The 20,750-nt window shown below is 47.3% G+C and carries 20 protein-coding genes, 1 tRNA gene and 1 pseudogene; 17 read left to right on the top strand and 5 right to left on the bottom strand.

Annotated elements, in window-relative coordinates:
• Positions 1-34: 34 nt before the first annotated feature.
• Both B2739_RS09890 and B2739_RS09895 read left to right on the top strand, forming a co-directional pair.
• Positions 35-256, top strand: a complete 222-nt coding sequence (locus B2739_RS09890) for a DUF2835 domain-containing protein (protein WP_331345698.1) — start codon at positions 35-37, stop codon at positions 254-256.
• A 92-nt stretch (positions 257-348) separates the two neighbouring features.
• Positions 349-1,377 (top strand): quinone-dependent dihydroorotate dehydrogenase, encoded by a 1,029-nt coding sequence (locus B2739_RS09895; protein ID WP_331345699.1) that lies wholly within the window; start codon positions 349-351, stop codon positions 1,375-1,377.
• Positions 1,378-1,499: 122 nt separating this feature from the next.
• On the opposite strand, the gene rmf is transcribed toward B2739_RS09895, so the two are convergent.
• A complete protein-coding gene (rmf, locus tag B2739_RS09900; protein ID WP_331345700.1) occupies positions 1,500-1,724 on the bottom strand; it encodes a ribosome modulation factor in 225 nt (74 codons plus the stop codon).
• A gap of 313 nt (positions 1,725-2,037) precedes the next feature.
• On the opposite strand from rmf, the gene rlmKL reads away from it, so the two are divergent.
• The 4 genes from rlmKL to B2739_RS09920 are packed head-to-tail and all read left to right on the top strand — an operon-like array spanning position 2,038 to position 6,807.
• Positions 2,038-4,293: a bifunctional 23S rRNA (guanine(2069)-N(7))-methyltransferase RlmK/23S rRNA (guanine(2445)-N(2))-methyltransferase RlmL gene (rlmKL, locus tag B2739_RS09905; RefSeq protein WP_331345701.1), complete on the top strand. Its 2,256-nt coding sequence runs from the start codon at positions 2,038-2,040 to the stop codon at positions 4,291-4,293.
• Between the two features lie 19 nt (positions 4,294-4,312).
• Positions 4,313-5,146 carry a hypothetical protein gene (locus tag B2739_RS09910; RefSeq protein WP_331345702.1) on the top strand — a complete coding sequence of 278 codons (834 nt, stop codon included), beginning with the start codon at positions 4,313-4,315 and terminating at the stop codon, positions 5,144-5,146.
• Positions 5,147-5,200: 54 nt separating this feature from the next.
• Complete coding sequence (msrP, locus tag B2739_RS09915; protein ID WP_331345703.1) at positions 5,201-6,205, top strand: protein-methionine-sulfoxide reductase catalytic subunit MsrP; 1,005 nt, start codon at positions 5,201-5,203, stop codon at positions 6,203-6,205.
• 11 nt (positions 6,206-6,216) lie between these two features.
• A complete protein-coding gene (locus B2739_RS09920) occupies positions 6,217-6,807 on the top strand; it encodes a protein-methionine-sulfoxide reductase heme-binding subunit MsrQ (RefSeq protein ID WP_331345704.1) in 591 nt (196 codons plus the stop codon).
• A gap of 85 nt (positions 6,808-6,892) precedes the next feature.
• On the opposite strand, the gene efp is transcribed toward B2739_RS09920, so the two are convergent.
• Both efp and earP read right to left on the bottom strand, forming a co-directional pair.
• Positions 6,893-7,453: an elongation factor P gene (gene efp, locus B2739_RS09925; protein WP_331345705.1), complete on the bottom strand. Its 561-nt coding sequence runs from the start codon at positions 7,451-7,453 to the stop codon at positions 6,893-6,895.
• A gap of 110 nt (positions 7,454-7,563) precedes the next feature.
• Complete coding sequence (earP, locus tag B2739_RS09930; protein ID WP_331345706.1) at positions 7,564-8,757, bottom strand: elongation factor P maturation arginine rhamnosyltransferase EarP; 1,194 nt, start codon at positions 8,755-8,757, stop codon at positions 7,564-7,566.
• 112 nt (positions 8,758-8,869) lie between these two features.
• On the opposite strand from earP, the gene B2739_RS09935 reads away from it, so the two are divergent.
• The 4 genes from B2739_RS09935 to B2739_RS09950 are packed head-to-tail and all read left to right on the top strand — an operon-like array spanning position 8,870 to position 11,393.
• Complete coding sequence (locus B2739_RS09935) at positions 8,870-9,019, top strand: DUF2256 domain-containing protein (RefSeq protein ID WP_331345707.1); 150 nt, start codon at positions 8,870-8,872, stop codon at positions 9,017-9,019.
• A complete protein-coding gene (locus B2739_RS09940; protein ID WP_331345708.1) occupies positions 9,016-10,566 on the top strand; it encodes a cryptochrome/photolyase family protein in 1,551 nt (516 codons plus the stop codon). Before B2739_RS09935 ends, B2739_RS09940 begins: the two co-directional genes overlap by 4 nt.
• A gap of 30 nt (positions 10,567-10,596) precedes the next feature.
• Positions 10,597-11,142: a DUF2058 domain-containing protein gene (locus B2739_RS09945; RefSeq protein ID WP_331345709.1), complete on the top strand. Its 546-nt coding sequence runs from the start codon at positions 10,597-10,599 to the stop codon at positions 11,140-11,142.
• 5 nt (positions 11,143-11,147) lie between these two features.
• On the top strand, positions 11,148-11,393 hold the full coding sequence (locus B2739_RS09950; RefSeq protein WP_331345710.1) for a hypothetical protein: 246 nt from the start codon (positions 11,148-11,150) through the stop codon (positions 11,391-11,393).
• An 86-nt stretch (positions 11,394-11,479) separates the two neighbouring features.
• Here the strand turns inward: B2739_RS09950 and B2739_RS09955 are convergent, their stop codons facing one another.
• Entirely contained in the window at positions 11,480-13,309 is a 1,830-nt protein-coding gene (locus B2739_RS09955; RefSeq protein ID WP_331345711.1) for an ABC transporter ATP-binding protein, read from the bottom strand.
• Between the two features lie 175 nt (positions 13,310-13,484).
• Here B2739_RS09955 and B2739_RS09960 point away from each other — a divergent pair, with 175 nt between their 5' ends.
• The 4 genes and pseudogenes from B2739_RS09960 to B2739_RS09975 all read left to right on the top strand — a co-directional run bounded on the left by B2739_RS09960 (position 13,485) and on the right by B2739_RS09975 (position 15,959).
• Positions 13,485-13,874 (top strand): hypothetical protein, encoded by a 390-nt coding sequence (locus B2739_RS09960; protein WP_331345712.1) that lies wholly within the window; start codon positions 13,485-13,487, stop codon positions 13,872-13,874.
• A 19-nt stretch (positions 13,875-13,893) separates the two neighbouring features.
• Positions 13,894-14,415: a hypothetical protein gene (locus tag B2739_RS09965; protein WP_331345713.1), complete on the top strand. Its 522-nt coding sequence runs from the start codon at positions 13,894-13,896 to the stop codon at positions 14,413-14,415.
• A 747-nt stretch (positions 14,416-15,162) separates the two neighbouring features.
• Positions 15,163-15,570 carry a hypothetical protein gene (locus B2739_RS09970; RefSeq protein WP_331345714.1) on the top strand — a complete coding sequence of 136 codons (408 nt, stop codon included), beginning with the start codon at positions 15,163-15,165 and terminating at the stop codon, positions 15,568-15,570.
• Positions 15,534-15,959 (top strand): annotated as a pseudogene (locus B2739_RS09975) (hypothetical protein). Before B2739_RS09970 ends, B2739_RS09975 begins: the two are co-directional and overlap by 37 nt.
• Positions 15,960-16,091: 132 nt before the next feature.
• Here the strand turns inward: B2739_RS09975 and B2739_RS09980 are convergent.
• Positions 16,092-16,178: transfer RNA gene (locus B2739_RS09980), tRNA-Leu, on the bottom strand.
• 247 nt (positions 16,179-16,425) lie between these two features.
• Here B2739_RS09980 and queA point away from each other — a divergent pair.
• The 3 genes from queA (at position 16,426) to secD (ending at position 20,738) form a co-directional block, all read left to right on the top strand.
• Positions 16,426-17,508, top strand: coding sequence for a tRNA preQ1(34) S-adenosylmethionine ribosyltransferase-isomerase QueA (gene queA, locus B2739_RS09985; protein WP_331345715.1), 1,083 nt, complete (start codon positions 16,426-16,428; stop codon positions 17,506-17,508).
• A gap of 48 nt (positions 17,509-17,556) precedes the next feature.
• Positions 17,557-18,693: a tRNA guanosine(34) transglycosylase Tgt gene (gene tgt, locus B2739_RS09990; RefSeq protein ID WP_331345828.1), complete on the top strand. Its 1,137-nt coding sequence runs from the start codon at positions 17,557-17,559 to the stop codon at positions 18,691-18,693.
• A gap of 164 nt (positions 18,694-18,857) precedes the next feature.
• Entirely contained in the window at positions 18,858-20,738 is a 1,881-nt protein-coding gene (secD, locus tag B2739_RS09995) for a protein translocase subunit SecD (protein ID WP_331345716.1), read from the top strand.
• The last annotated feature ends 12 nt before the right edge of the window (positions 20,739-20,750 follow it).

Consider the following 20,750-nt stretch of genomic DNA (forward strand, 5'->3'; position numbering starts at 1 on the left):
GAGCTGTAAGCGCGAGCCATCAGAGGAGGAATATTTGAAAAGTATTGTTGTCAATCTGGCAATTTCGGCTGAAGAATTCCAGCGGCTATATGAAGGCAGTGCCAAAACGGTGTTTGCACACAGCATCGATGGGCGAAGTATTCGTTTTCCGGCGGGTATTTTGCGCCCGTTTGTGTTGCACAGCGGGATTCGCGGACAGTTCCAGATTGATTTTGATGATGACAACCGCTTCCAATCCATCCAGCGTTTAGCTTGATGAAGGAAGCTTTGAGGTGATTTGGCGGCGTTAATCCAGTATCCTTGCCGCCTTCTTTAACGTCGTTTTGACTGACTGCCCAAGAGCCTGCCATGTACCACATTATTCGCGATCTTTTATTCCGTCTTGATGCTGAAACTTCCCATGAATTAAGCCTTGATGTGCTAGGTGCAGCCGAGCGCCTGCGCTTGCTGGGTTTGTTTACCGCCAGTATTCCCAGCAATCCTGTGCAAGTGATGGGATTGACCTTTGATAATCCGGTTGGATTAGCGGCGGGTCTGGATAAAAACGGCGATTATTTCAACGCATTGGGCGCTTTGGGGTTCGGGTTTGTTGAGATAGGGACAATTACGCCGCGCCCGCAACCGGGGAATCCACAGCCGCGTTTATTTCGTATCCCGGAAGCCCAAGGCATCATCAATCGCATGGGATTCAACAACAAAGGCGTAGATCATCTGATCGCCCAGGTGAAAAACCGCCGTTACAAAGGCGTGTTGGGAATCAATATCGGCAAGAATGCCACTACACCAGTTGAGAATGCGGTTGATGACTATCTGACATGTCTGCGCAAAGTGTATGACCATGCCGACTACATTACGGTAAATATTTCGTCGCCCAACACCCCCGGCCTGCGCAATTTGCAGTTTGGTGATTCATTGTCGCAGTTGTTGGCACCGATCAAGAAAGAGCAGGGCGAACTGCACAAGGCAACCGGCCGTTATGTGCCTATTGCCGTGAAAATTGCGCCGGATATGGATGAGGGTGAAATCGCCCAGGTGGCGGGTATCTTGTTGCAAGAGGGTATGGACGGCGTTATTGCCACCAATACCACCATTACCCGCGTTGGTGTAGAAGAGTACGAAAATGGTAATGAAGCCGGTGGTTTGAGTGGTTTGCCGGTGCGTGATAAAAGCACCTGGGTTATCCGTACCTTAAATACCTGCCTGGGAGGCAAATTGCCCATTATTGGTGTTGGGGGCATTTTTGATGCTGCCAGCGCGGCCGATAAAATTCGCGCCGGAGCCAGTCTGGTGCAGGTATACAGCGGCTTTATTTACGAAGGTCCGGGATTGATTGGCCAGGCGGCTGCGGGTATCGCCAGTTATCAGAAAGGGCTTTGATAACGAATCCCGATACCAGAAATAGCGAAGCCCGCAAGAGCGGGCTTTATTTCATCAATACAATGATTCTATAGGGAAATGTGTTGGTCTTGGCCTGAGATGGCTTATCCGTTTAGGGATATTTAGCTGCTCATGGCTGTAGGATGAATGTTGCTAACTTTTTGAACCTGAGCCAAACGGCTATAGCCATCCCATTGGTCAGTGCGCGATTCGCGCCAGCCGTTCAGCCATTGCTGACGTGCCTCACCGGACTCATGGGGACAAAGGCTTTTGGAACGCCCATCAATACCTGCTTGATACCCTTTAACGAATGCGCGTTCTGTTTGGTCACGTTTTTGACGTTTCATCAGTTATTGCACCTCTATATTGTGGTTTATCGATAGGAAATGCCCCATCGACTGAAGCGGTCTTGCGGTCTTTCATAGTGTTGTTTGACTGGCTTTTACATTCTCCTTTTGGTTGTTTAGGGTTTCTGAAGAGGTTTAGGGAGTACACCAGATTTAACCGGTGTCGTGAACGATTAAATTTTTATACATAAGCCGTTCTATATGGCATATCGGCCTAGCAGGTTTATTTGACAATAGTATGAATACCACCTTTGTTTAGTCAGGTTTCATTCAGAAAAGTTCATCACCCAAGACGTTTTGTTCCGGAATACACATGATGCATCAATATTTCGCCACCTGCCCCAAGGGTTTGGAAGGCTTGCTTTACACCGAACTGCAAACCCTTGGCGCAGAAGATCTGCGTGAAACGGTGGCAGGGATTTACTTCTCTGGCGACATCGCCATGGCTTACCGCGCCTGTTTGTGGTCGCGCCTTGCCAACAAAATCCTCCTGCCACTTGCCAGCTTTGAGGCCGATAGCCAGGAAGCGCTCTACGATGGTGTGCGCGAAATCCGCTGGGAAGAACACCTAAGTCCAAGTGGTAGTCTGTTGGTGGATTTTATTGGCACCAGCGATGCCATCCGCAACACCCAATTCGGCGCGCTCAAGGTAAAAGATGCGATTGTGGATTGCCTGCGTGATTTCAGTGGTGAGCGCCCCTCGGTCGCCAAGCGCGATCCGGATTTACGCGTGAATGTGCGTCTGGCGAAAAACAAAGCCATCGTCAGTATCGATTTATCGGGCGACAGCCTGCATCGCCGTGGCTACCGTGTGAAGCAGGGCAGTGCACCCATGAAAGAAAACCTGGCCGCTGGAATTTTGATCCGCGCGGGCTGGCCGGAAATCGCCGCGCAAGGCGGCGCACTACTCGACCCTATGTGTGGATCGGGCACTATTTTGATCGAGGCTGCGCTGATTGCAGCTGATATCGCCCCCGGTTTATTGCGCGGTAGTTTTGGTTTTGAACGCTGGTTAAATCATCGCAACGATATTTGGCTGGAACTGCGCGAAGAAGCCTTTGCACGTAAAAAGGCAGGGCTTGCCAAAGAGAACTTACCGGAAATTCGCGGTTACGATGCTGATGTAAAAGTGATCCGTGCTGCCGAAGAAAATATCGTCAGTGCCGAGCTGGATCATTGGTTACGCGTCAGCCGTAAAGAGTTAAAAGACTTTGTAAAACCCACCCACAAAGCGATGGATTTTGGTTTGGTCATCAGCAACCCGCCCTACGGCGAGCGCTTGGGTGAAATTGAATCGCTGAAATTATTGTATGCCCACATGGGTGAACGTTTGCGCAATGAATTTCAGGGCTGGCGCGCCGGTGTGTTTACCGGTAATCCAGAGTTGGGCAAGCAAATGGGTTTGCGTGCGGATAAAAAATACAAATTTTTTAACGGCACTATTGCCAGTGAATTACTGATGTTTACCATCAGCAGTGAAGCCTTTGTACAAAGCCGCGTTGAGCAGGATGCGCGTTTTAGCAAAGACGACACCGTTCGCAAAGACGCAGAAGCCAAAGTCAAAATCGAAAACAAAAAAGAGCAGGCAGCGGCACTTTCTAACGGTGCGCAAATGCTGGTGAACCGCCTGCAAAAAAATCTCAAGCAATTGGAAAAGTGGGCGAAGAAAAACGACATCAGTTGTTACCGTCTATACGATGCCGATATGCCAGAGTATTCAGCAGCAATTGATATTTATCGCGGTCAAACCCAGCCCAATCGTGCGCCACAACTCTATGCCCATGTGCAGGAATACGCCGCGCCAAAATCAGTGGATGAAGATAAAGCCGCTGCACGTTTTGTGGAAATCGAACAAGCCGTGCCGTTTGTGTTGGATATTCCTGATTCCCATATCAGCTACAAACAGCGCCGCCGCAATCGCGGTACCAGCCAGTACGAAAAATTAAACGAGCGCCCGACGGGTGACCTGTTCAGTGTGCAGGAAGGTGCGGCGAAGCTGCATATTAATATGTGGCAATATCTGGACACCGGTTTGTTTTTGGATCACCGTCCGGTGCGCTTGATGATTGCCGGCCTCGCCAAAGATAAGCGTTTTTTAAATTTGTTTTGTTACACCGCGACCGCAAGCGTTCATGCCGCTATGGCGCGCGCGCGTTATACAGTGAGTGTGGATATGTCCAACACTTACCTGAATTGGGCGCGTAAAAATTTTGCGTTAAATGGTTTAAGCGAATCGCGCAATCGTTTGGAACAAGCGGATTGTCTGAAATGGCTTGAAGATAATGACCAGCAATTTGATTTGATCCTGCTCGATCCGCCGAGCTTCTCCAACTCCAAACGCATGGAAGATGTATTGGATGTGCAGCGCGATCACGTGGGCATGATCAACAATGCCATGCGCGCGCTGGCAGAAGGCGGTACGTTGATATTTTCCAATAACCTGCGCACCTTTAAATTGGATACAGATGCCTTAAGTGCTTACACCATCAAGGACATTAGTGCGCAAACGATTGATGAAGATTTTAAACGCAACCCTAAAATCCATCAGTGCTGGTTGATTACCCACTAGTCCAATAAAGGTTAATCTTATGCGCTACGCTTGGCTCAGTATTTCCATTCTGTGTGTACTGACCGCTAGCGCAAAGGCCGACCAATTTTGTTTTGCCCTCGCCGAAACCTATTACGAACAAGTCTATTGCCAGTTACAAGCGAAAGCGCAAACCAAAGGCTTACCTTCGTTCAATCAGTTTAAAAAAAATAATGAAACTGTGCAGGCGTCATTGTTAAAAAGACCGGCAGAAAGAAACGGTATTAGATTGCCGCTGCCTGTGCGAACAACCAAACCTGCAATCATGTCAATCACGTCACCAGAAAGAATCAGCAAACCGCAGGTGGTTCAGCCCAAGGCCGTTATCAATGAGCTAAATTCAGGTGCTGTGCGTAATATCCATTCAGTATCAGCACCTATTGAGGGTTGTGAGTTAACTGCCAAGCAAATCCGCTGTGGCGATCGTGTATTCAAGCTGGTCGGCAATAAAGCAAACCATCGCTTGGCGGCTGACGCGTTAACAGGCGATAACAAAATGGCATTGCCTGCTTACCAAGGCGGCGAATTACAGCAATATCTTGCGCGGGCATATACGCAGTACATTACTAAAATGTGCGATATAGGGCTGTGTGGTGTCACCATGACCTACGGAAAATTTGCGTATCTTTATCAGGATTTACAATCCAAGGGTTTGGATTTTCCTCTGCGCTTTGAAATCATGTATGGGTTTTTGAAAAAAGATAAAACGACTATGGGCGTTAGCGAGTCATTCTCTGTTCCTGCAAGCTTGTCGTTGCAGGCCTGCGCCGAGCTTGGTGACACTCGTTTTGTCTGTGATCATCAAGGTAGAAATTATATTTTTGATTTGCAGTAACAAATGTAATTGCTACGAGTCTATAAGCCACGCATCGTATGTTACGAGGTTCGTATGCTAATCAAAAAAACAAATGATATTCCCTCATCAGAAATTACCCCAGAATCTGTTTATCTGGCGCGACGTGCATTTATGCGTGGCGCAATGAGTGCTGCTGCGTTAGGGGTTGGAGCAAGTGCGCTCCCGGTATCAGCAGCGCCCACTCAGGTTGCCAATAAAGATTTGCCTGGGCCTGATTGGTTAAAACAACAGATTGCCGGAGCCAAAGCCAATCAGGAAAAAATCACTGAAGCTCTCACGCCGTATGAGCATGTGGCTGGTTATAACAATTTTTACGAATATGGCTACGACAAAACCGATCCGGCTGCCCATTCACATATTTTAAAACCTCACCCTTGGTCAGTTGAGATTGCGGGTGAAGTAGCCAAGCCTGCAACTTACACCTTGGAAGATTTATTAAAAGGCGTTGCGTTGGAAGAGCGTATTTATCGCTTGCGCTGCGTTGAGGCCTGGTCGATGGTGGTGCCTTGGGTGGGGTTTTCGTTAGCAGATTTAATTAAGCGAGTAGAGCCAACCAGTAAAGCAAAATATGTTGCATTTACTACGCTTGAACGTCCATCAGAAATGCCGGAGCAAAAAAGCCGTTTCAGTACGATTGATTGGCCTTACCGCGAAGGTTTGCGAATGGATGAGGCAATGCATCCACTAACCACACTAGCAGTTGGTTTATATGGCAAAGTTTTACCGAATCAAAACGGTGCGCCTTTGCGTTTGGTGGTGCCTTGGAAGTACGGATTTAAATATATTAAATCGATAGTGAAAATCGAATTCACCGAAAAGCAGCCAAAAACAACCTGGAGCATGATTGCACCTGATGAATACGGTTTTTATGCGAATGTGAATCCGCAGGTGAGTCATCCGCGCTGGAGTCAGGCAGAAGAGCGTCGTTTGCCGAGTGGTTTGCTAAAACCCAATATTATTCCCACGCAATTGTTTAATGGTTATGCGGAGCAGGTTGCGCATCTTTATAAAGACATGGATTTGCGTAAATTTTATTAAGGGCGGTTGCAATGCCTGTATTCTGGCGACGAATTCTGGTTTTTATTCTTTCACTCATTCCGTTGGTGTTTTTTATTTATAAAACACTGACCGGTGACTTGGGTGCTGATCCGGCTAAAACGATTGTGTTATTTACTGGTGAATGGGCGATTTATTTTTTATTTATCACCTTGGCTGTAACACCATTGCGCCGGTTGATTGCATTTTCCCACTTACATTTTCGCTGGTTGCAAGCACATCGCCGTATGCTGGGGTTGTTCGCACTTTTTTATGCGCTCCTGCATGTGGCGGCATTTCTGGTATTTATTTTGGGGTTGGACTTATCTCGCTTCGGCAAAGAATTGGTTGAGCGGCCCTATATTCTGGTGACGATTCCTGCGGTGATTTTGCTGATTGCGCTTGGCGTGACATCCACACAAGCGATGATGCGACGGTTGGGCAAAAATTGGATTCGTCTGCACAAAAGCATTTATGTGATTGCGATACTCGCGTGGGTGCATGTGTTTATGCAAGTGAGGTCAAGTTATTTTGAAGCGGTATTGTTTGGTGTGATTTTACTGGTGCTGTTATTGCCGAGAATTTATTGGGTATTGCGAAAGTAAAAAATCCAAGTTTATCAAACAAAAATGGCGCCACGAGGGCGCCATTTTTTTGCGATGCAAATCTACAATTAAGCGCGCCTGTTTATTAAGCGCGAGATTTGTACTCGCCAGTGCGTGCGTCGATGATGATCTTTTGGCCGATCTCAACGAAAGCAGCAACTTGCAATTCAGTACCGTTTTTGAGTTTAGCGGTTTTCATCACTTTACCAGAGGTGTCGCCACGTACTGCTGGTTCGGTGTAAGCCACTTCGCGGGTGATTGCGTTTGGAGGTGTAACAGAGATCACTTTACCTTCGTAGAACACTGCATCACATACGTCTTCCATGCCGTCTTCCATCCACGGCAACAGGTCGCCCAATTCTTCTGCAGTTACTTCGTATTGGTTGAACTCAGGGTCCATAAATACGTACATTGGGTCAGCGTAGTAAGAGTAGGTTACTTCTTTACGATCCAATTGGATGTCTTCGAATTTATCGTCAGCACGGTATACGGTTTCAGTGTTGATTCCGCTCAGCAGATTTTTCAGCTTCATTTTCACAACAGCGGCGTTACGGCCAGATTTGTTGTATTCCGCTTTTTGAACAACCCATGGTGAACCATCGATCATCAGAACGTTGCCAGCGCGGCATTCTTGAGCATTTTTCATGGTAAATCCCAGTATTTGCAAAGGTTAACGAATAAGAGGGAGGCCGTACTGCGCATGGCGCGCGGGCGTATAAAACCCTCAGGCGTCCCGGGTTTGAAATCGGCGCGCTACTATACAGTTGTTTGCGGCTTTTCTGTAGTGCTTTTTTGGCCGCCTCCGCCACTGCTCAAGACGATTAATTGGCTTGCCAGATCGGCTTGGGAGCGCAAGTGTTTTTTCCAATCATGACTCAACGCTTGCCACTGTGGCAGTTGTTCCATCAATTGCGACCATGCCCCCGCAACATCGTGTTGCTGGTTCCAGTTGTGCCAGAGATCGCTGACGTTAGCCGTTAGCTGTTGATCTTGCTGCGATAAAAAGCGATCGAGAAAAGCATCCAGCTTGGTTATGTGTGCATTTTCCTCTTGCGGGTATATATGCCACACGAATGGTTTTCCCGCCCATTGCGCACGCACAAAAGAGTCTTCGCCGCGGACAAAGTTGATATCACATGCCCACAAAAGTTCATCGTATTGGGTTTGGGTAAGAAAGGGGATGGCGTCCAGGCGCAGGTTTCCCCGTGTGTAGCCTTGCCCTGATGCAAGTGGTTCGGGCAGATATTGATTGATGCTTGTCAGGACTTTGCCTTGGGGAATGAGGCAGTGAATTGGCCGATTAGATGAAGCCCAGACATCAAATAAAGATGCGACCGCCGTGTTTTCGTAGGCAAACAGGGATATCAGTAGCGCGCCATGTTCTGCAGTAATGCCGAGCGAGTTCAGGAAAAAAGTGCGATCAAACTCATGTTGTCGTTCAGCGATATCTTGCTCACGGAGTAATCCGCCTGTGCGCGGCGTAAACCCCGGGAAGAAGAAGGTTTTGCGAAGGCCGGTGCCTGGGTGTACCGAGACCATGCTATGGCAATCTTCCACCCATGGTTCTGCGCTCAAATATTCCAGGTTGATCCAGAGCGGTGCTTGCCCGTTTTTCTTTTGCTCGGCCATCTGCTGCAAATAAATGTCGGGGATATCGCATGCAAATGCTTCTATCACGACCTGTGCGATGCCAATATCGGTTGGGAAAGCATCCGGCCAATGCCTCACATCAACCCCCGCGAGTTCTTGCTGATCTGCCAATTGCGCATCTGGCCAGATACGCACCAGCGCATTCAGGTCATCCACCCAAAGCCGTACCTGTTGGTTATGCTCGCTGGCGAGTTGTCTGGCCAAGCGCCAGCAGACGCCAATATCGCCATAGTTGTCGATCACACGGCAGAAAATATCCCAGGATTTTGGGGTGCTGACGGCAGAAGATGTTGGATGCATAAAATTGGCAGGTGTTTATTTCGATGGCGCAAATGATACCAGCCGCCGGATTTTTCGTATCAGTTACTTATGCCAGTAAACCGGCATTGCGTACTGACTGGATTGAGCCGCTATGAAAAAACAACATCTTCCGCAGAAGACCTGCCAGCACTGCCAGCGCCCATTTGCTTGGCGCAAAAAATGGGAAAAAGTCTGGGATGACGTAAAGTATTGCTCCAAAGCCTGCGGAGGCGATGCGCGCAAAAGGAAACAACCTGAATGACAAAAAAGATCCGCAACTTATGTTTGGTATTAGGCGATCAACTTAACCGCGATAGTCTGTTGTTTGAGGGGTTTGATCCACAGCAGGATCTGCTGTGGATGGCAGAGGTGCTGCAAGAAAGTACCCATGTCCCTTCGAATAAGCAGCGCTCTTTGTTGTTTATTTCCGCTATGCGCCACTTTGCGCAGGATCTGCGCGATACCAACTTACCGCTTATTTATTACGTGTTAGAGCAGCAACTGCAGAACTTTAGCGCTGCGCTTGATGAATGCCTTAAACACTACTCACCCGAGCGTTTGCGTGTTGTGCTGCCGGGGGATTACCGCGTGTTGCAGGAGCTGAAAACCTGTAGCGCGCAGTGCAATCTGCCTTTGGAGGTTTTGCCGGACAATCACTTCATCGCCAAACCCAGAGAATTTAGCGCATGGCAGAAAGGCAAGAAGCAATTGCGCATGGAATATTGGTATCGCCAGCTACGCAAACGCACGGGTATTTTGATGCAAGGGGGGGCGCCGGAAGGTGGTGATTGGAATTACGATCACGACAACCGCGGGACTTTTGGTCGCGCGGGTCCGGGGTTGCGTGAACCTGAGTTAATGTTTGCTATGGATGACATCACCCAAGCCGCAAAACAGAGTATCGGACAATTTTTCCCGGGTAACCCCGGCGAGCTTATTACCTTTGGTTGGCCAGTCACGCGCGCGCAAGCGCTGGAGCTGTTGGCGTTTTTCATCCATGCCCAGTTAGCGCAGTTTGGTGAATATCAGGATGCGATGTGGACTCACGAGCCCTGGTTGTACCACTCGCGCTTATCGGCGGCGCTGAATCTTAAATTGCTGTCGCCGATGGAAGTCATTCTTGCAGCAGAGCAAGCGTATCAACGCGGTGATGCGCCACTGAATTCAGTGGAAGGATTTATTCGCCAGATATTAGGCTGGCGCGAGTACGTGCGCGGCCTCTATTGGAGCTTTATGCCCGATTGGCTGGAGATGAATGCGCTGGATGCCCAACACAATTTGCCTGATTTTTATTGGACGGGCGATGTGGATATGCAATGCCTTGCGCAGAGTATTGGTCAGGTCTTGCAGCATGGGTACGGGCATCACATACAGCGGTTAATGGTCACAGGCTTGTTCGCACTCTTGTGGCAAACCCGGCCAGACCAGATTCATTCCTGGTATTTGGCGATGTACGTGGACGCTGTGGAATGGGTGGAATTGCCGAATGTATTGGGGATGAGCCAGTATGCGGATGCTGGCATAATGGCATCCAAGCCTTATATTGCGACCGGGCGCTATATTGCCAAAATGAGTAATTATTGCGACCAGTGCTGTTATAAGCCGGACGACGCCGAATCGGATCGGGCCTGCCCATTCACTACGCTCTACTGGGAGTTTTTGGCCAAGCATCGCGATCGCTTTGTTAACCACCCGCGCCTTGCACTGCAAGTGAAGCATCTGGATGCGCAGGCAGCAGAAAAACGGGAGGCAATTGCCAAACGTGCTGCGTGGGTGAGAGCACATTATCCGGCTAATCTATATCAATGAATACGCACCACTATTTGACCGAGACATCTTATGGCATCACTACAAGACCAATTATTAAAAGCCGGTTTAATCGACGCAAAAAAGGCCAAGCAGGCTAATAAAGACAAACGCAAAGAAACGAATGTTGCGCGTCGCTCCAACGAAGAAAAAGTCGATGAAATAAAACAATCGGCCGAACAAGCCCGTTTGGAAAAAGCCGAGCGCGACCGTGAGCTGAATCGCCAGCGCGATTTGGAGCTGCAACAAAAAGCGATTGCAGCGCAGATCAAACAACTGATTGAAAACCATCGCCAATCCAAAGGCGCTGGTAATGGCGATGTGGAATACAACTTTACCCACGGCAAGCTGATCAAAAAAATCCGCGTATCCAAAACGGTACAGGAGCAAATCATCCGGGGGGTGTTAGCGGTTGTGAAGTTGGGCGAAGGTTATGAACTGGTGCCGCGTATTGTGGCCGATAAAATCGCCCAACGCGATGAAAATGCCGTAGTCGTTGCCAATACCAAATCAACGCAGCAAACGGATGAAGATGATCCTTACAAAGATTATGTCATCCCCGACGATTTGATGTGGTAAGCAACATGTGGAATCCAATTCGCGCGGTTATGCGCAGCAATTCCCCGCGCGGGATCAAAATTATTGCACTGAGCTTAATGATCGTTCTTGCAAGCGCATTGCCGTACATGCTTGCCAGTTCCTTTGGTGATGAAAATAGTAATCTGATCATCACAAGTTGGATATTTGCGATAGGTGCCATGCTTGGCCATATCGGCTTTTTTATTGGCGTGGTGTTACTGATTTGGAATATGTACTTCGCTAAAAAATAATGCAGCTTCGTTGTTGTGATTGTTGTTGTTATTGTTGTGGCGATAAATAAAGAACGGCGAGCTTTTTTGCTCGCCGTTTTTTATGATCAAAACTCTCCCAAAAATCCTCCAGACTGATGCGCCCATAAATGCGCATACACCCCGCCCAATGCGATCAATTCAGTGTGCGTTCCCTGTTCAATGATCTGACCTTTATCCAACACGATCAAACGATCCAGAGCCGCAATAGTGGATAGACGGTGTGCAATTGCAATAACGGTTTTGCCTTGCATCAACTTATTCAAGTTGGTTTGGATTGCGGCTTCCACTTCTGAATCCAACGCTGATGTCGCTTCGTCCATAATTAAAATCGGGGCGTTTTTAATCAGCACGCGCGCAATCGCAATACGCTGGCGTTGGCCGCCGGATAATTTTACGCCGCGCTCACCAACGTGCGCGTCGTAGCCTGTGCGGCCCTCGTTGTCCACCAGACTCATAATAAAATCATGTGCCTCTGCCTGTTGCGCTGCACGGATCATTTCGTCTTCCGTGGCATCGGGTTTTCCGTATAACAGGTTATCGCGAATGGAGCGGTGCAATAGCGATGTGTCCTGTGTGACCATACCAATCTGTGCGCGCAGGCTTTCCTGTTTTACGCTGGCAATATTTTGCCCATCGATCAGAATCGAACCGGAATCAACATCATAAAAACGTAATAGCAAATTCACCAGGGTTGATTTACCGGCGCCTGAACGCCCAACCAAACCAATTTTTTCACCGGCTTTAATGTTCAAATTAAAATCTTGCAACAGCCCCGAATTTTTTCCGTAATTAAAGTTGACGGATTTAAAATCGATCTCACTGTTTATAATCGTAATGGGTTTGGCATCGGGTTTGTCTTGTACATCGCGTGGAATGGAAAGCGTATTTAAACCATCACGCGCGGTGCCCATATTTTCAAACAGAGCTGATACTTCCCACATAATCCATTGCGCCATACCATTCAGGCGCAACACCAAACCCACTGCTGCGGCGATAGCGCCTGTGGTAATAGCAGCACTGGACCACAGCCACAATGAAGTTGCGGCGATGGCAAATATCAGCACAACATTAATCATCCACACCGCGGAACCTAACATTGTGGCAAGGCGCATTTGCGGGTGTACTGTTGTTAAAAAATATTCCATGCCGGTTCGGGCATATTCTGCTTCACGGTTGGAGTGTGAAAATAATTTCACTGTCGAAATATTGGTGTAGGTATCAACTAAACGGCCTGTCATATCCGAGCGCGCGTGGGCTTGTTTGGTCGATATTTTTGATAGGCGTGGCAGAAAATAATAGAGTAATCCGCTGTACGCAAAAAACCATGCGATCAATGGCAGGGCGAGGCGCCAGTCAAGTGATACCGCTAATGCCACAATACCGCCGAAGTACACCATCACATACAAGAGTACATCCAGCAGTTTCATAATAGTTTCACGTACCGCGAGTGCAGTCTGCATAACCTTGGTTGCAATGCGGCCGGCAAATTCATTTTGATAAAACTGGTAACTTTGCCCCAGTAAAAAACGGTGTGCTTGCCAGCGAATGCGCATAGGAAAATTCCCTAGCAGCGTTTGGTGCATCAGTAACGAATGCATTAATACCGATACGGGCAATCCGATGAGCAGTATGCACGCCATCCACATAAGCTCACCGCGCGATTCTGTCCAAAAACTTTCAGGCGTGTGTTTATTGAGCGAGTCAACCAACTGGCCTAGAAACCCGAACAGGGATACTTCCAGAATGGCAATGATTCCGGTAAATATCGCCATGCCGATTAAATACACCTCTGCACCGCGGCTGTAATGGCGGCAGAACGCATAAAGCGTTTTGGGTGGGCTAGTGGGTTCTTCGGGTGGAAAAGGTTTAATCAGGCTTTCAAAAAAACGGAACATGTTAGGCTTCGCTGTATAAAAACTGAGCCGCTATTGTAGCAGCCCCCAAGGCATTTTCAGTGTAACCAAGTGTTAAGTCCGGGTGATACACTGGCGCTTATTATCCCGGAGTCGCTGTCAGAGAATGGCAGTAATCTCCGTCATTATAAAACTCTCATGGTGCGAGCAACGATCTATGAAAAATGCATTAACGGTATTTGGAGCCGGTTGTCTGGGTGGATTGGTTATGTGTGTGGTGATGTGGTTGTTCAGTCGCTACGGTATTACACAATCGCTGAATGTTCAGTTGGCGGGTTCAATATCACCCCATTGGATGTACCCGCGGATTATTTGGGGCGGCTTATGGGGGCTGTTGTTTTTGTTATCGGTATTTTCCAGCAACATCTTTGCGCGTAGTTTTGTAATTGCATTAATTCCCACTTTAATTCAGCTGTTTGTGTTTTATCCATTTTACGAAGGGAAAGGTGTGGCAGGTTTATCATTGGGTTTACTTACACCGTTCCTGGTGTTTTTCTTTTATTGGGTGTGGTCGCTGACAACGGCGATTACATTGCGATTGTCATAAGTAAATGAAGGGCTTGAACGTGATACGTATTGTTATTGCGCTTATATGCAGTGTTGTGTGGGTAAGCGTACCAGTCAACGCACAATTATTGCCGAACAACACTAACTTGAATGCACAGTCTGTACAGCGCTGGATGCAAACTAATCGTGATATTGCGCCTATTGTGCAAGTTGTCGATAGTGTGAACACCACCGAGGAAGAGATAAAAGCATTCGAGGCATTGCCCGCGTTAGCACAAGATCAAAAAATTACAGCGATATTAAAAGCCAATAACCTTGAGGATGCAGCCAACAAGGTTATCCACAAACATGGCTGGAAATCAGTGGGTGAATATATGCGCTTGAGCAGTAAGCTCGGTAATGCTATCGCGGCTTATTTCTTGTTTGGCGATTTGGGTAAGTTAACAGAAGAGCAAGCAAAGCAACTGAAGGAAAAAGCTGATCCTGCCATTCTTGCCGTACCGCGCAGTGATATTGAATTTATCAAGCGAAATGAAAAATCATTACAACAATACATAAAAGCTTATGGTGCTGGCCGATAGCGAATGATTAAAGATCGTCATAAATATTAATTAATCTGAATTGATTTATTTTTTTCATCAATGGCTACATCCTGTATTGACCAAGGCTCGGTTATCCCTAACATCGCCTCAAAATAATATTTAGGTTGTTTAACCACGTAATGCTCCTTTGGTTTTTAACGATCAAAAATTATTTTTCACTTCGACAAAGCCTCAGATCAAAGTACCTTCATCCTAATTTTAAAAATCAGCGTTCGTGCCACTATTGCTGTGGGCGCGCGATTATGACTATCTGAATCTGTATTGAATAGGTTTTTTTGATGGCATCGATGAAAATGTGGCGCACAACTCTTCATTATTTTTATTAAATCTTATGGTTAAAGTTGAAATAAGCTGCTGTTTTAATGTTGCTTTTGTTTTTCATTATTCTATTTGAAATATGAATTATGGCGATCCGGTTCTCGAAACCAATCCCTTAATATTTAAAAGCAGAAATGAATGTGAAATCTTTGCGGGGCAAATTGGGCAATTTAGTAAAAAAACAATTAATGAGATAATTTTCAAGGATTAAATTATGCAGTTCATTAAAGCGTTATTGAATGGGGAGCTTCTGCAAAAAGATCAAGGGAACAATCTGTATGATAATGGTCGATTACGTGTTGGTATTATCGGTACCGGGAAAATAGGTGTTGATCTGCTAGTAAAGGTGTGGCGTTCTCCCTGGTTGGATTGTGTCATTTTTGTTGGGCGTATTTGCAATCTGAAGGAATGCGTTACGCAGCTGAGTTGGGTGTGCGTGTGTCTGATCAAGGCATTAATGCTTTTTTTGAAACAGAAAATCGCTGTGATATTGTTTTTGATGCAACATCGGCTGCTTGTCATATAGAGCATGCACAAATATTTGATGCGTTGGGTTTGCTTGCTATTGATATGACTCCGTCCCAAATTGGCGAGTGCTGCGTTCCCGCTTTGGGTTTGGATGAAGTGTTGGAGAATAAAAATATCAGCATGATCTCTTGCGGGGGGCAGGCATCTATACCTGTTGCGCAAGTGCTTGCGAAAGCTATTCCCGGTTTAACCAGAGTTGCAGTGAAATCAACCGTCTCTTCACATCCATTGGTCCGGGTACTTTGGCTAATTTGGACGAGTATTATCACAACACTAAAACAGGATTGAAAAAATATACCGGTATTCACGAGTTCGAGATTGAGTTGTTGGTTGATGAGACTAATCCGAATACGAGGATGCTCACCACGGTAACTGCCTACTGCGATTCCATGGATATAGACTCACTGCAGTTGCCATTGGCAAATATGTTAAAAAAAATTTAGGCATACGTACCCGGTTATAAATTGGAGTCTGAGCCTGTATTGGTGAATGGTGGAGTTAGGGTCGATTTAAGTGTAGAGGGTTTAGGTGATTACCTGCCGAAATATGCAGGTAATCTCGATATCATTAATTGTGCTGCGATTGCTGTTGCTGAGCACTATGCGCAAAGAGCTTTGTTGTCACATGTCTCTAAAAAATCACTGATTCACCATCGAGCCATGCAGTTAGAGTATTAGCGCTCTACTTGTTTCACTCTCTCCATACCCCTCACAAGGATGTGTTTTTTTACCGCACTGATTGCTGTTTCATGCAGATACAAATCACAGGCAATAAAAAAGAGCTTACATTGCTGTAAGCTCTTTTGGATTTGGTGCCAGTGGTCGGACTCGAACCGACACGCTTTTAAGGGCGCCGGATTTTGAATCCGGTGCGTCTACCAATTCCGCCACACTGGCGAGTGGTGCGCATTTTAATGATTTGGAGCTTGCTGTCAAACATTTATTACGAAAACTTCACCCTGCCCACATTTACTAAACAACTTGATCAAAAAGCGATTCATTTAAGTGGTTTGGGCCAGTTTCAGATACAGACCTCCCTGGTTTTGAAATAAGGCTTTTCCATTTCCGTATTTTGAAATGATCGCAAATTGGAGTAACCTGCCGACTTTTTTCAAGTCAATCCCTATCAAGTTGTCCGATTGTTATGCGTCGCCAGGATTTTTTCTACGAATTACCTGATTCTCTTATTGCCCGTGCTCCTGCTGCAGAGCGGCGCGGTAGCCGATTGTTGCAGTTGGACGGTGTATCCGGCCAGCTGACTCACGGACATTTTCCTGATTTGCTTGATCTCGTTGAGCCTGGTGATCTAATGGTGTTCAACAACACGCGAGTTATTCCGGCACGTCTGTTTGGGCAGAAGGAGTCGGGTGGGCAGGTTGAGGTATTGGTGGAGCGCGTGCTCGACAACCGCAGAGTGCTTTCCCACACCCGTGCCAGTAAATCGCCAAAAGTGGGTGCACAGGTCATTTTGCAAGATGGCACGCGTATCCGGCTTGTTGCCCGGCACGATGCTTTATTCGAATGGGAGTTTTTAGGGGGTGATCCTGTGCTGGTTGTATTGGATCGCATTGGTCATATGCCTTTGCCTCCTTATATAGACAGGGATGATGTAGCAGCTGATCGTGAGCGTTACCAAACCGTTTATGGCAAGAAACAGGGTGCCGTGGCAGCACCAACTGCGGGCTTGCACTTTGACGAGTTGATGCTCGAACAGTTGCGGGAAAAAGGCGTGAATATTGCCTTTGTGACTCTGCACGTGGGAGCAGGTACTTTCCAGAATATGCGAGTTGATAACATTGCCGAGCACCAAATGCATTCGGAGATCATGGATGTATCGGAAGAGGTATGTGAGTTAGTGCGTTCGACCAAGGCTGCAGGCAAGCGTGTAATCGCCGTCGGCACAACCAGCGTCCGTAGCTTGGAATCGGCTGCGCAGGGTTATGCTGACATTGCGCAAAAAGGCGAGATCCACCCATATCAAGGCGAGACCAGTATCTTCATATATCCCGGCTATCAGTTTCAGGTGGTTGATGCTTTGGTGACTAATTTCCATTTGCCTGAATCGACACTCATCATGTTGGTGTCGGCTTTTGCTGGCTATCACTTTACGATGGCTGCTTACAAAGAAGCTGTTATTCAGCAATATCGTTTTTTCAGTTATGGCGATGCCATGTTTATCACCCGTAATCCCGCAGCCACACAACAATCTGTTGGGATGGCCAATTAATTTTTATCTGAAAAACTCAGAGAGAAAAACGTGACTAATCAATGTTTTATGGAATTTGAATTAGATAGCCAGACGGGCAGGGCGCGCCGTGGTCGCTTGAAATTTCCGCGTGGCACAGTTGAGACACCTGCATTTATGCCAGTAGGTACCTATGGAACAGTGAAGGGGCTTACCCCGCGCGATGTGGAGGATATAGGTGCCCAAATTATTCTCGGTAATACCTTCCATTTGATGCTGCGCCCGGGAACAGAAGTGGTGAAGGCTCACGGCCCCTCCAACAAGGGGACATTGCACGACTTTATGCAATGGAAGGGGCCAATCCTGACTGACTCAGGCGGTTTTCAGGTCTTCAGCTTGGGGAAATTGCGCAAAATCACCGAAGAAGGTGTGACCTTCAAATCCCCCATTAACGGAAGCAAAGTGTTTATGGGGCCTGAAGAGTCGATGCAGGTACAGCGCGACTTGGGCTCCGATATAGTCATGATCTTTGATGAATGTACCCCTTATCCAGCGACTATTCATGAGGCGCGAGACTCTATGGAGCTGTCGTTGCGATGGGCAAAGCGCTCCAAAATCGCACATGGTGATAATCCTTCTGCATTGTTCGGGATAGTTCAGGGCGGCATGTATGAAAACCTGCGCACAGAATCGCTAACAGGACTGGTTGAGATCGGTTTTGATGGTTATGCGATCGGTGGTCTTTCTGTTGGTGAACCAAAAGAAGATATGTTGCGGATACTTGAAAGCCTTACGCCCCAAATGCCCAAGCACAAGCCGCGTTATTTAATGGGTGTTGGGAAGCCGGGTGATATCGTAGAAGCGGTGCGCCGCGGTGTGGATATGTTTGATTGTGTGATGCCTACCCGTAATGCGCGTAACGGTCACCTGTTCACCAGTGAGGGCGTTATCAAACTGCGTAACGCCAAGTATCGTGAAGATACTTCTCCCTTGGATCCTTTATGTGATTGTTACACCTGTAAAAACTTCTCTCGTTCCTACCTGCATCATTTGGATAAATGCAATGAAATGCTGGGGGCACAACTCAATACTATCCATAATCTGCGTTACTACCAGCGGATTATGGCGGATATGCGCAAGGCTCTGAGTGAAAACACATTTGATTCCTTTTTGGCCGATTTTTATGGTCGTCAAGGATTGGCGGTTCCGCCGGCACCACCGATGTAGGTGTGTTGGCGTTGTTGTATGCCAATTAAAGGGTATAATCCGGCGCCCTTGACCATACCGCAGTCATAAATTGGCTGTGTGCTCGTAAAAATAAGGCGGAGTGATTGGCGTAGCCTGAATCATCAGTGCTCTGAAGTCTGCCGCAGACCAGTTGGGAAATTTTTATGCTAAACCGTTATCCCCTGTGGAAATACCTGTTACTGCTGTTCTTTACGGTGGTTGGTGTTGTGTATTCGATCCCCAATTTATACGCACCTGATGCGGCTATCCAGGTTTCCGGTGACTCCAGTGCGAAAGTGATTGATGCACCTGTACTGACCAAAATGGAAGCGGCGTTGAAAGAGGCCAATATAGAAGCTTTTGGCGGTGAGGTGACAGACAAAACTGCCATGGTTCGCATCAAAAATGTCGAGCAGCAAATGGCAGCGCGCAAAATTGTGCAGCAGGCGTTGGGCGATGGTTATGTGGTGGCATTGAATACTGCATCTACAACGCCAGAGTGGTTGAAAGCTATAGGTGCATCACCCCTGAAATTGGGGCTTGACCTTGCAGGTGGCGTGCATTTTTTGCTGGAAGTTGATACTGCCTCGGCCGTTGCAAAGCGGCAGGAAATCAATGCTGATGATATGAAAGAGAAAATGCGCAAAGCCAAGGTACGTTATACCTCTGTAATTGCGCAAAAGGATAATCAGATTGTGGCGCGCTTTCGCAATGCAGAGGCACGTGATGAGGCGATCAGCTTACTGCGGAGTGACTTCCCAACGCTGCTCTTCACTACACCTGATAAACAAGAAGATGGTGATTTTGTCTTTAATGCTAATTTCAGTGAGGCAGGTGTACGGGAAATTGAAGATTACGCTGTCAGCCAGAACCTGATCACTTTGCGCAACCGTGTTAACGAATTAGGTGTGTCTGAACCAATGGTACAGCGCCAGGGGCGCAATCGCATTATCGTACAGTTGGCTGGTATTCAGGATCCTGCAGAAGCTAAACGTGTTATTGGTAAAACCGCTAATCTGGAGTTTCGTTTGGGAGCATCTCCAGACACGTTGGTATCTAATAAAGAGTCTTTCCCTTACAAAGACGAGCTGATGCAAATGCAGCGCGGCAATGCTGAGCTGGAAAAACAATTGATTGTGACTGGAGATCGTGTTGCTAACGCAACCAGTAGTTTTGATCCGGAAACTAACCAGCCACAGGTCAATATTACCCTCGATAGTCTTGGTGGTACACATATGCACCGCGTAACCCGCAATAACGTGGGTCGCCAAATGGGTATCCTGTTTATCGAATATAAAACCCGTACGCAAATTGTGAAAAATGCGGCGGGTGAAAGCGTTGAAAAGATGACGCAGTACGTTGAGCGCAAGGTGATTAGTCTTGCGACCATCCAAAGTGCGCTTGGTGTGCAGTTCCGTATTACAGGTTTGGATAGCCCGGCGGAAGCATCGGAGTTGGCGTTGCTATTGCGTGCAGGAGCCTTGGCTGCACCTATGCATTTTGTGGAAGAGCGTACTATCGGCCCATCATTGGGTGCTGAAAATATTGCAAGTGGTGTTGATGCAACCTTGTGGGGATTTGGGCTGGTAGTGCTGTTTATGTTATTTGCATATCGCGTTTTTGGGCTTTTTGCGAATATCGCGTTAGGTGTGAACTTGTTACTGATGCTCACCATGCTTTCTATGTTTGGTGCAACTTTAACATTGCCGGGTATTGCCGGGATTGTGTTGAGTATTGGTATGGCGGTCGATGCCAACGTTCTTATCCACTCGCGGATCCGTGAAGAATTGAAAAATGGCGCATCGCCACAACAAGCTATTTACGCAGGCTATGACCGGGCGTTCGTTACCATTGTTGATGCCAACCTGACGACTTTGATTGTCGGCATTATTTTGTTTGCGATTGGTACAGGACCTATTAAAGGCTTTGCTGTGACCCTTATTGTGGGGATCATTACAACGATGTATGCCGCAGTCAGCTGCAGTCGCGCACTTGCCAATCTTGTATATGGCACTCGCAAAAACCTACAGAAAATTTCGATTTAAGAGATCACTGCT

Origin of the sequence: Cellvibrio sp. UBA7661, from assembly GCA_002483365.1 — a bacterium.
Classification (GTDB): domain Bacteria; phylum Pseudomonadota; class Gammaproteobacteria; order Pseudomonadales; family Cellvibrionaceae; genus Cellvibrio.

Excerpts from the sequence above, each read along its gene's own strand:
- B2739_RS09895 (WP_331345699.1), top strand. The coding sequence starts at position 349 with ATGTACCACATTATTCGCGATCTTTTATTCCGTCTTGATGCTGAAACT.
- rmf (WP_331345700.1), bottom strand. The coding sequence starts at position 1,724 with ATGAAACGTCAAAAACGTGACCAAACAGAACGCGCATTCGTTAAAGGG.
- rlmKL (WP_331345701.1), top strand. The coding sequence starts at position 2,038 with ATGATGCATCAATATTTCGCCACCTGCCCCAAGGGTTTGGAAGGCTTG.
- B2739_RS09910 (WP_331345702.1), top strand. The coding sequence starts at position 4,313 with ATGCGCTACGCTTGGCTCAGTATTTCCATTCTGTGTGTACTGACCGCT.
- msrP (WP_331345703.1), top strand. The coding sequence starts at position 5,201 with ATGCTAATCAAAAAAACAAATGATATTCCCTCATCAGAAATTACCCCA.
- B2739_RS09920 (WP_331345704.1), top strand. The coding sequence starts at position 6,217 with ATGCCTGTATTCTGGCGACGAATTCTGGTTTTTATTCTTTCACTCATT.
- efp (WP_331345705.1), bottom strand. The coding sequence starts at position 7,453 with ATGAAAAATGCTCAAGAATGCCGCGCTGGCAACGTTCTGATGATCGAT.
- earP (WP_331345706.1), bottom strand. The coding sequence starts at position 8,757 with ATGCATCCAACATCTTCTGCCGTCAGCACCCCAAAATCCTGGGATATT.
- B2739_RS09935 (WP_331345707.1), top strand. The coding sequence starts at position 8,870 with ATGAAAAAACAACATCTTCCGCAGAAGACCTGCCAGCACTGCCAGCGC.
- B2739_RS09940 (WP_331345708.1), top strand. The coding sequence starts at position 9,016 with ATGACAAAAAAGATCCGCAACTTATGTTTGGTATTAGGCGATCAACTT.
- B2739_RS09945 (WP_331345709.1), top strand. The coding sequence starts at position 10,597 with ATGGCATCACTACAAGACCAATTATTAAAAGCCGGTTTAATCGACGCA.
- B2739_RS09950 (WP_331345710.1), top strand. The coding sequence starts at position 11,148 with ATGTGGAATCCAATTCGCGCGGTTATGCGCAGCAATTCCCCGCGCGGG.
- B2739_RS09955 (WP_331345711.1), bottom strand. The coding sequence starts at position 13,309 with ATGTTCCGTTTTTTTGAAAGCCTGATTAAACCTTTTCCACCCGAAGAA.
- B2739_RS09960 (WP_331345712.1), top strand. The coding sequence starts at position 13,485 with ATGAAAAATGCATTAACGGTATTTGGAGCCGGTTGTCTGGGTGGATTG.
- B2739_RS09970 (WP_331345714.1), top strand. The coding sequence starts at position 15,163 with ATGCGTTACGCAGCTGAGTTGGGTGTGCGTGTGTCTGATCAAGGCATT.
- queA (WP_331345715.1), top strand. The coding sequence starts at position 16,426 with ATGCGTCGCCAGGATTTTTTCTACGAATTACCTGATTCTCTTATTGCC.
- tgt (WP_331345828.1), top strand. The coding sequence starts at position 17,557 with ATGGAATTTGAATTAGATAGCCAGACGGGCAGGGCGCGCCGTGGTCGC.
- secD (WP_331345716.1), top strand. The coding sequence starts at position 18,858 with ATGCTAAACCGTTATCCCCTGTGGAAATACCTGTTACTGCTGTTCTTT.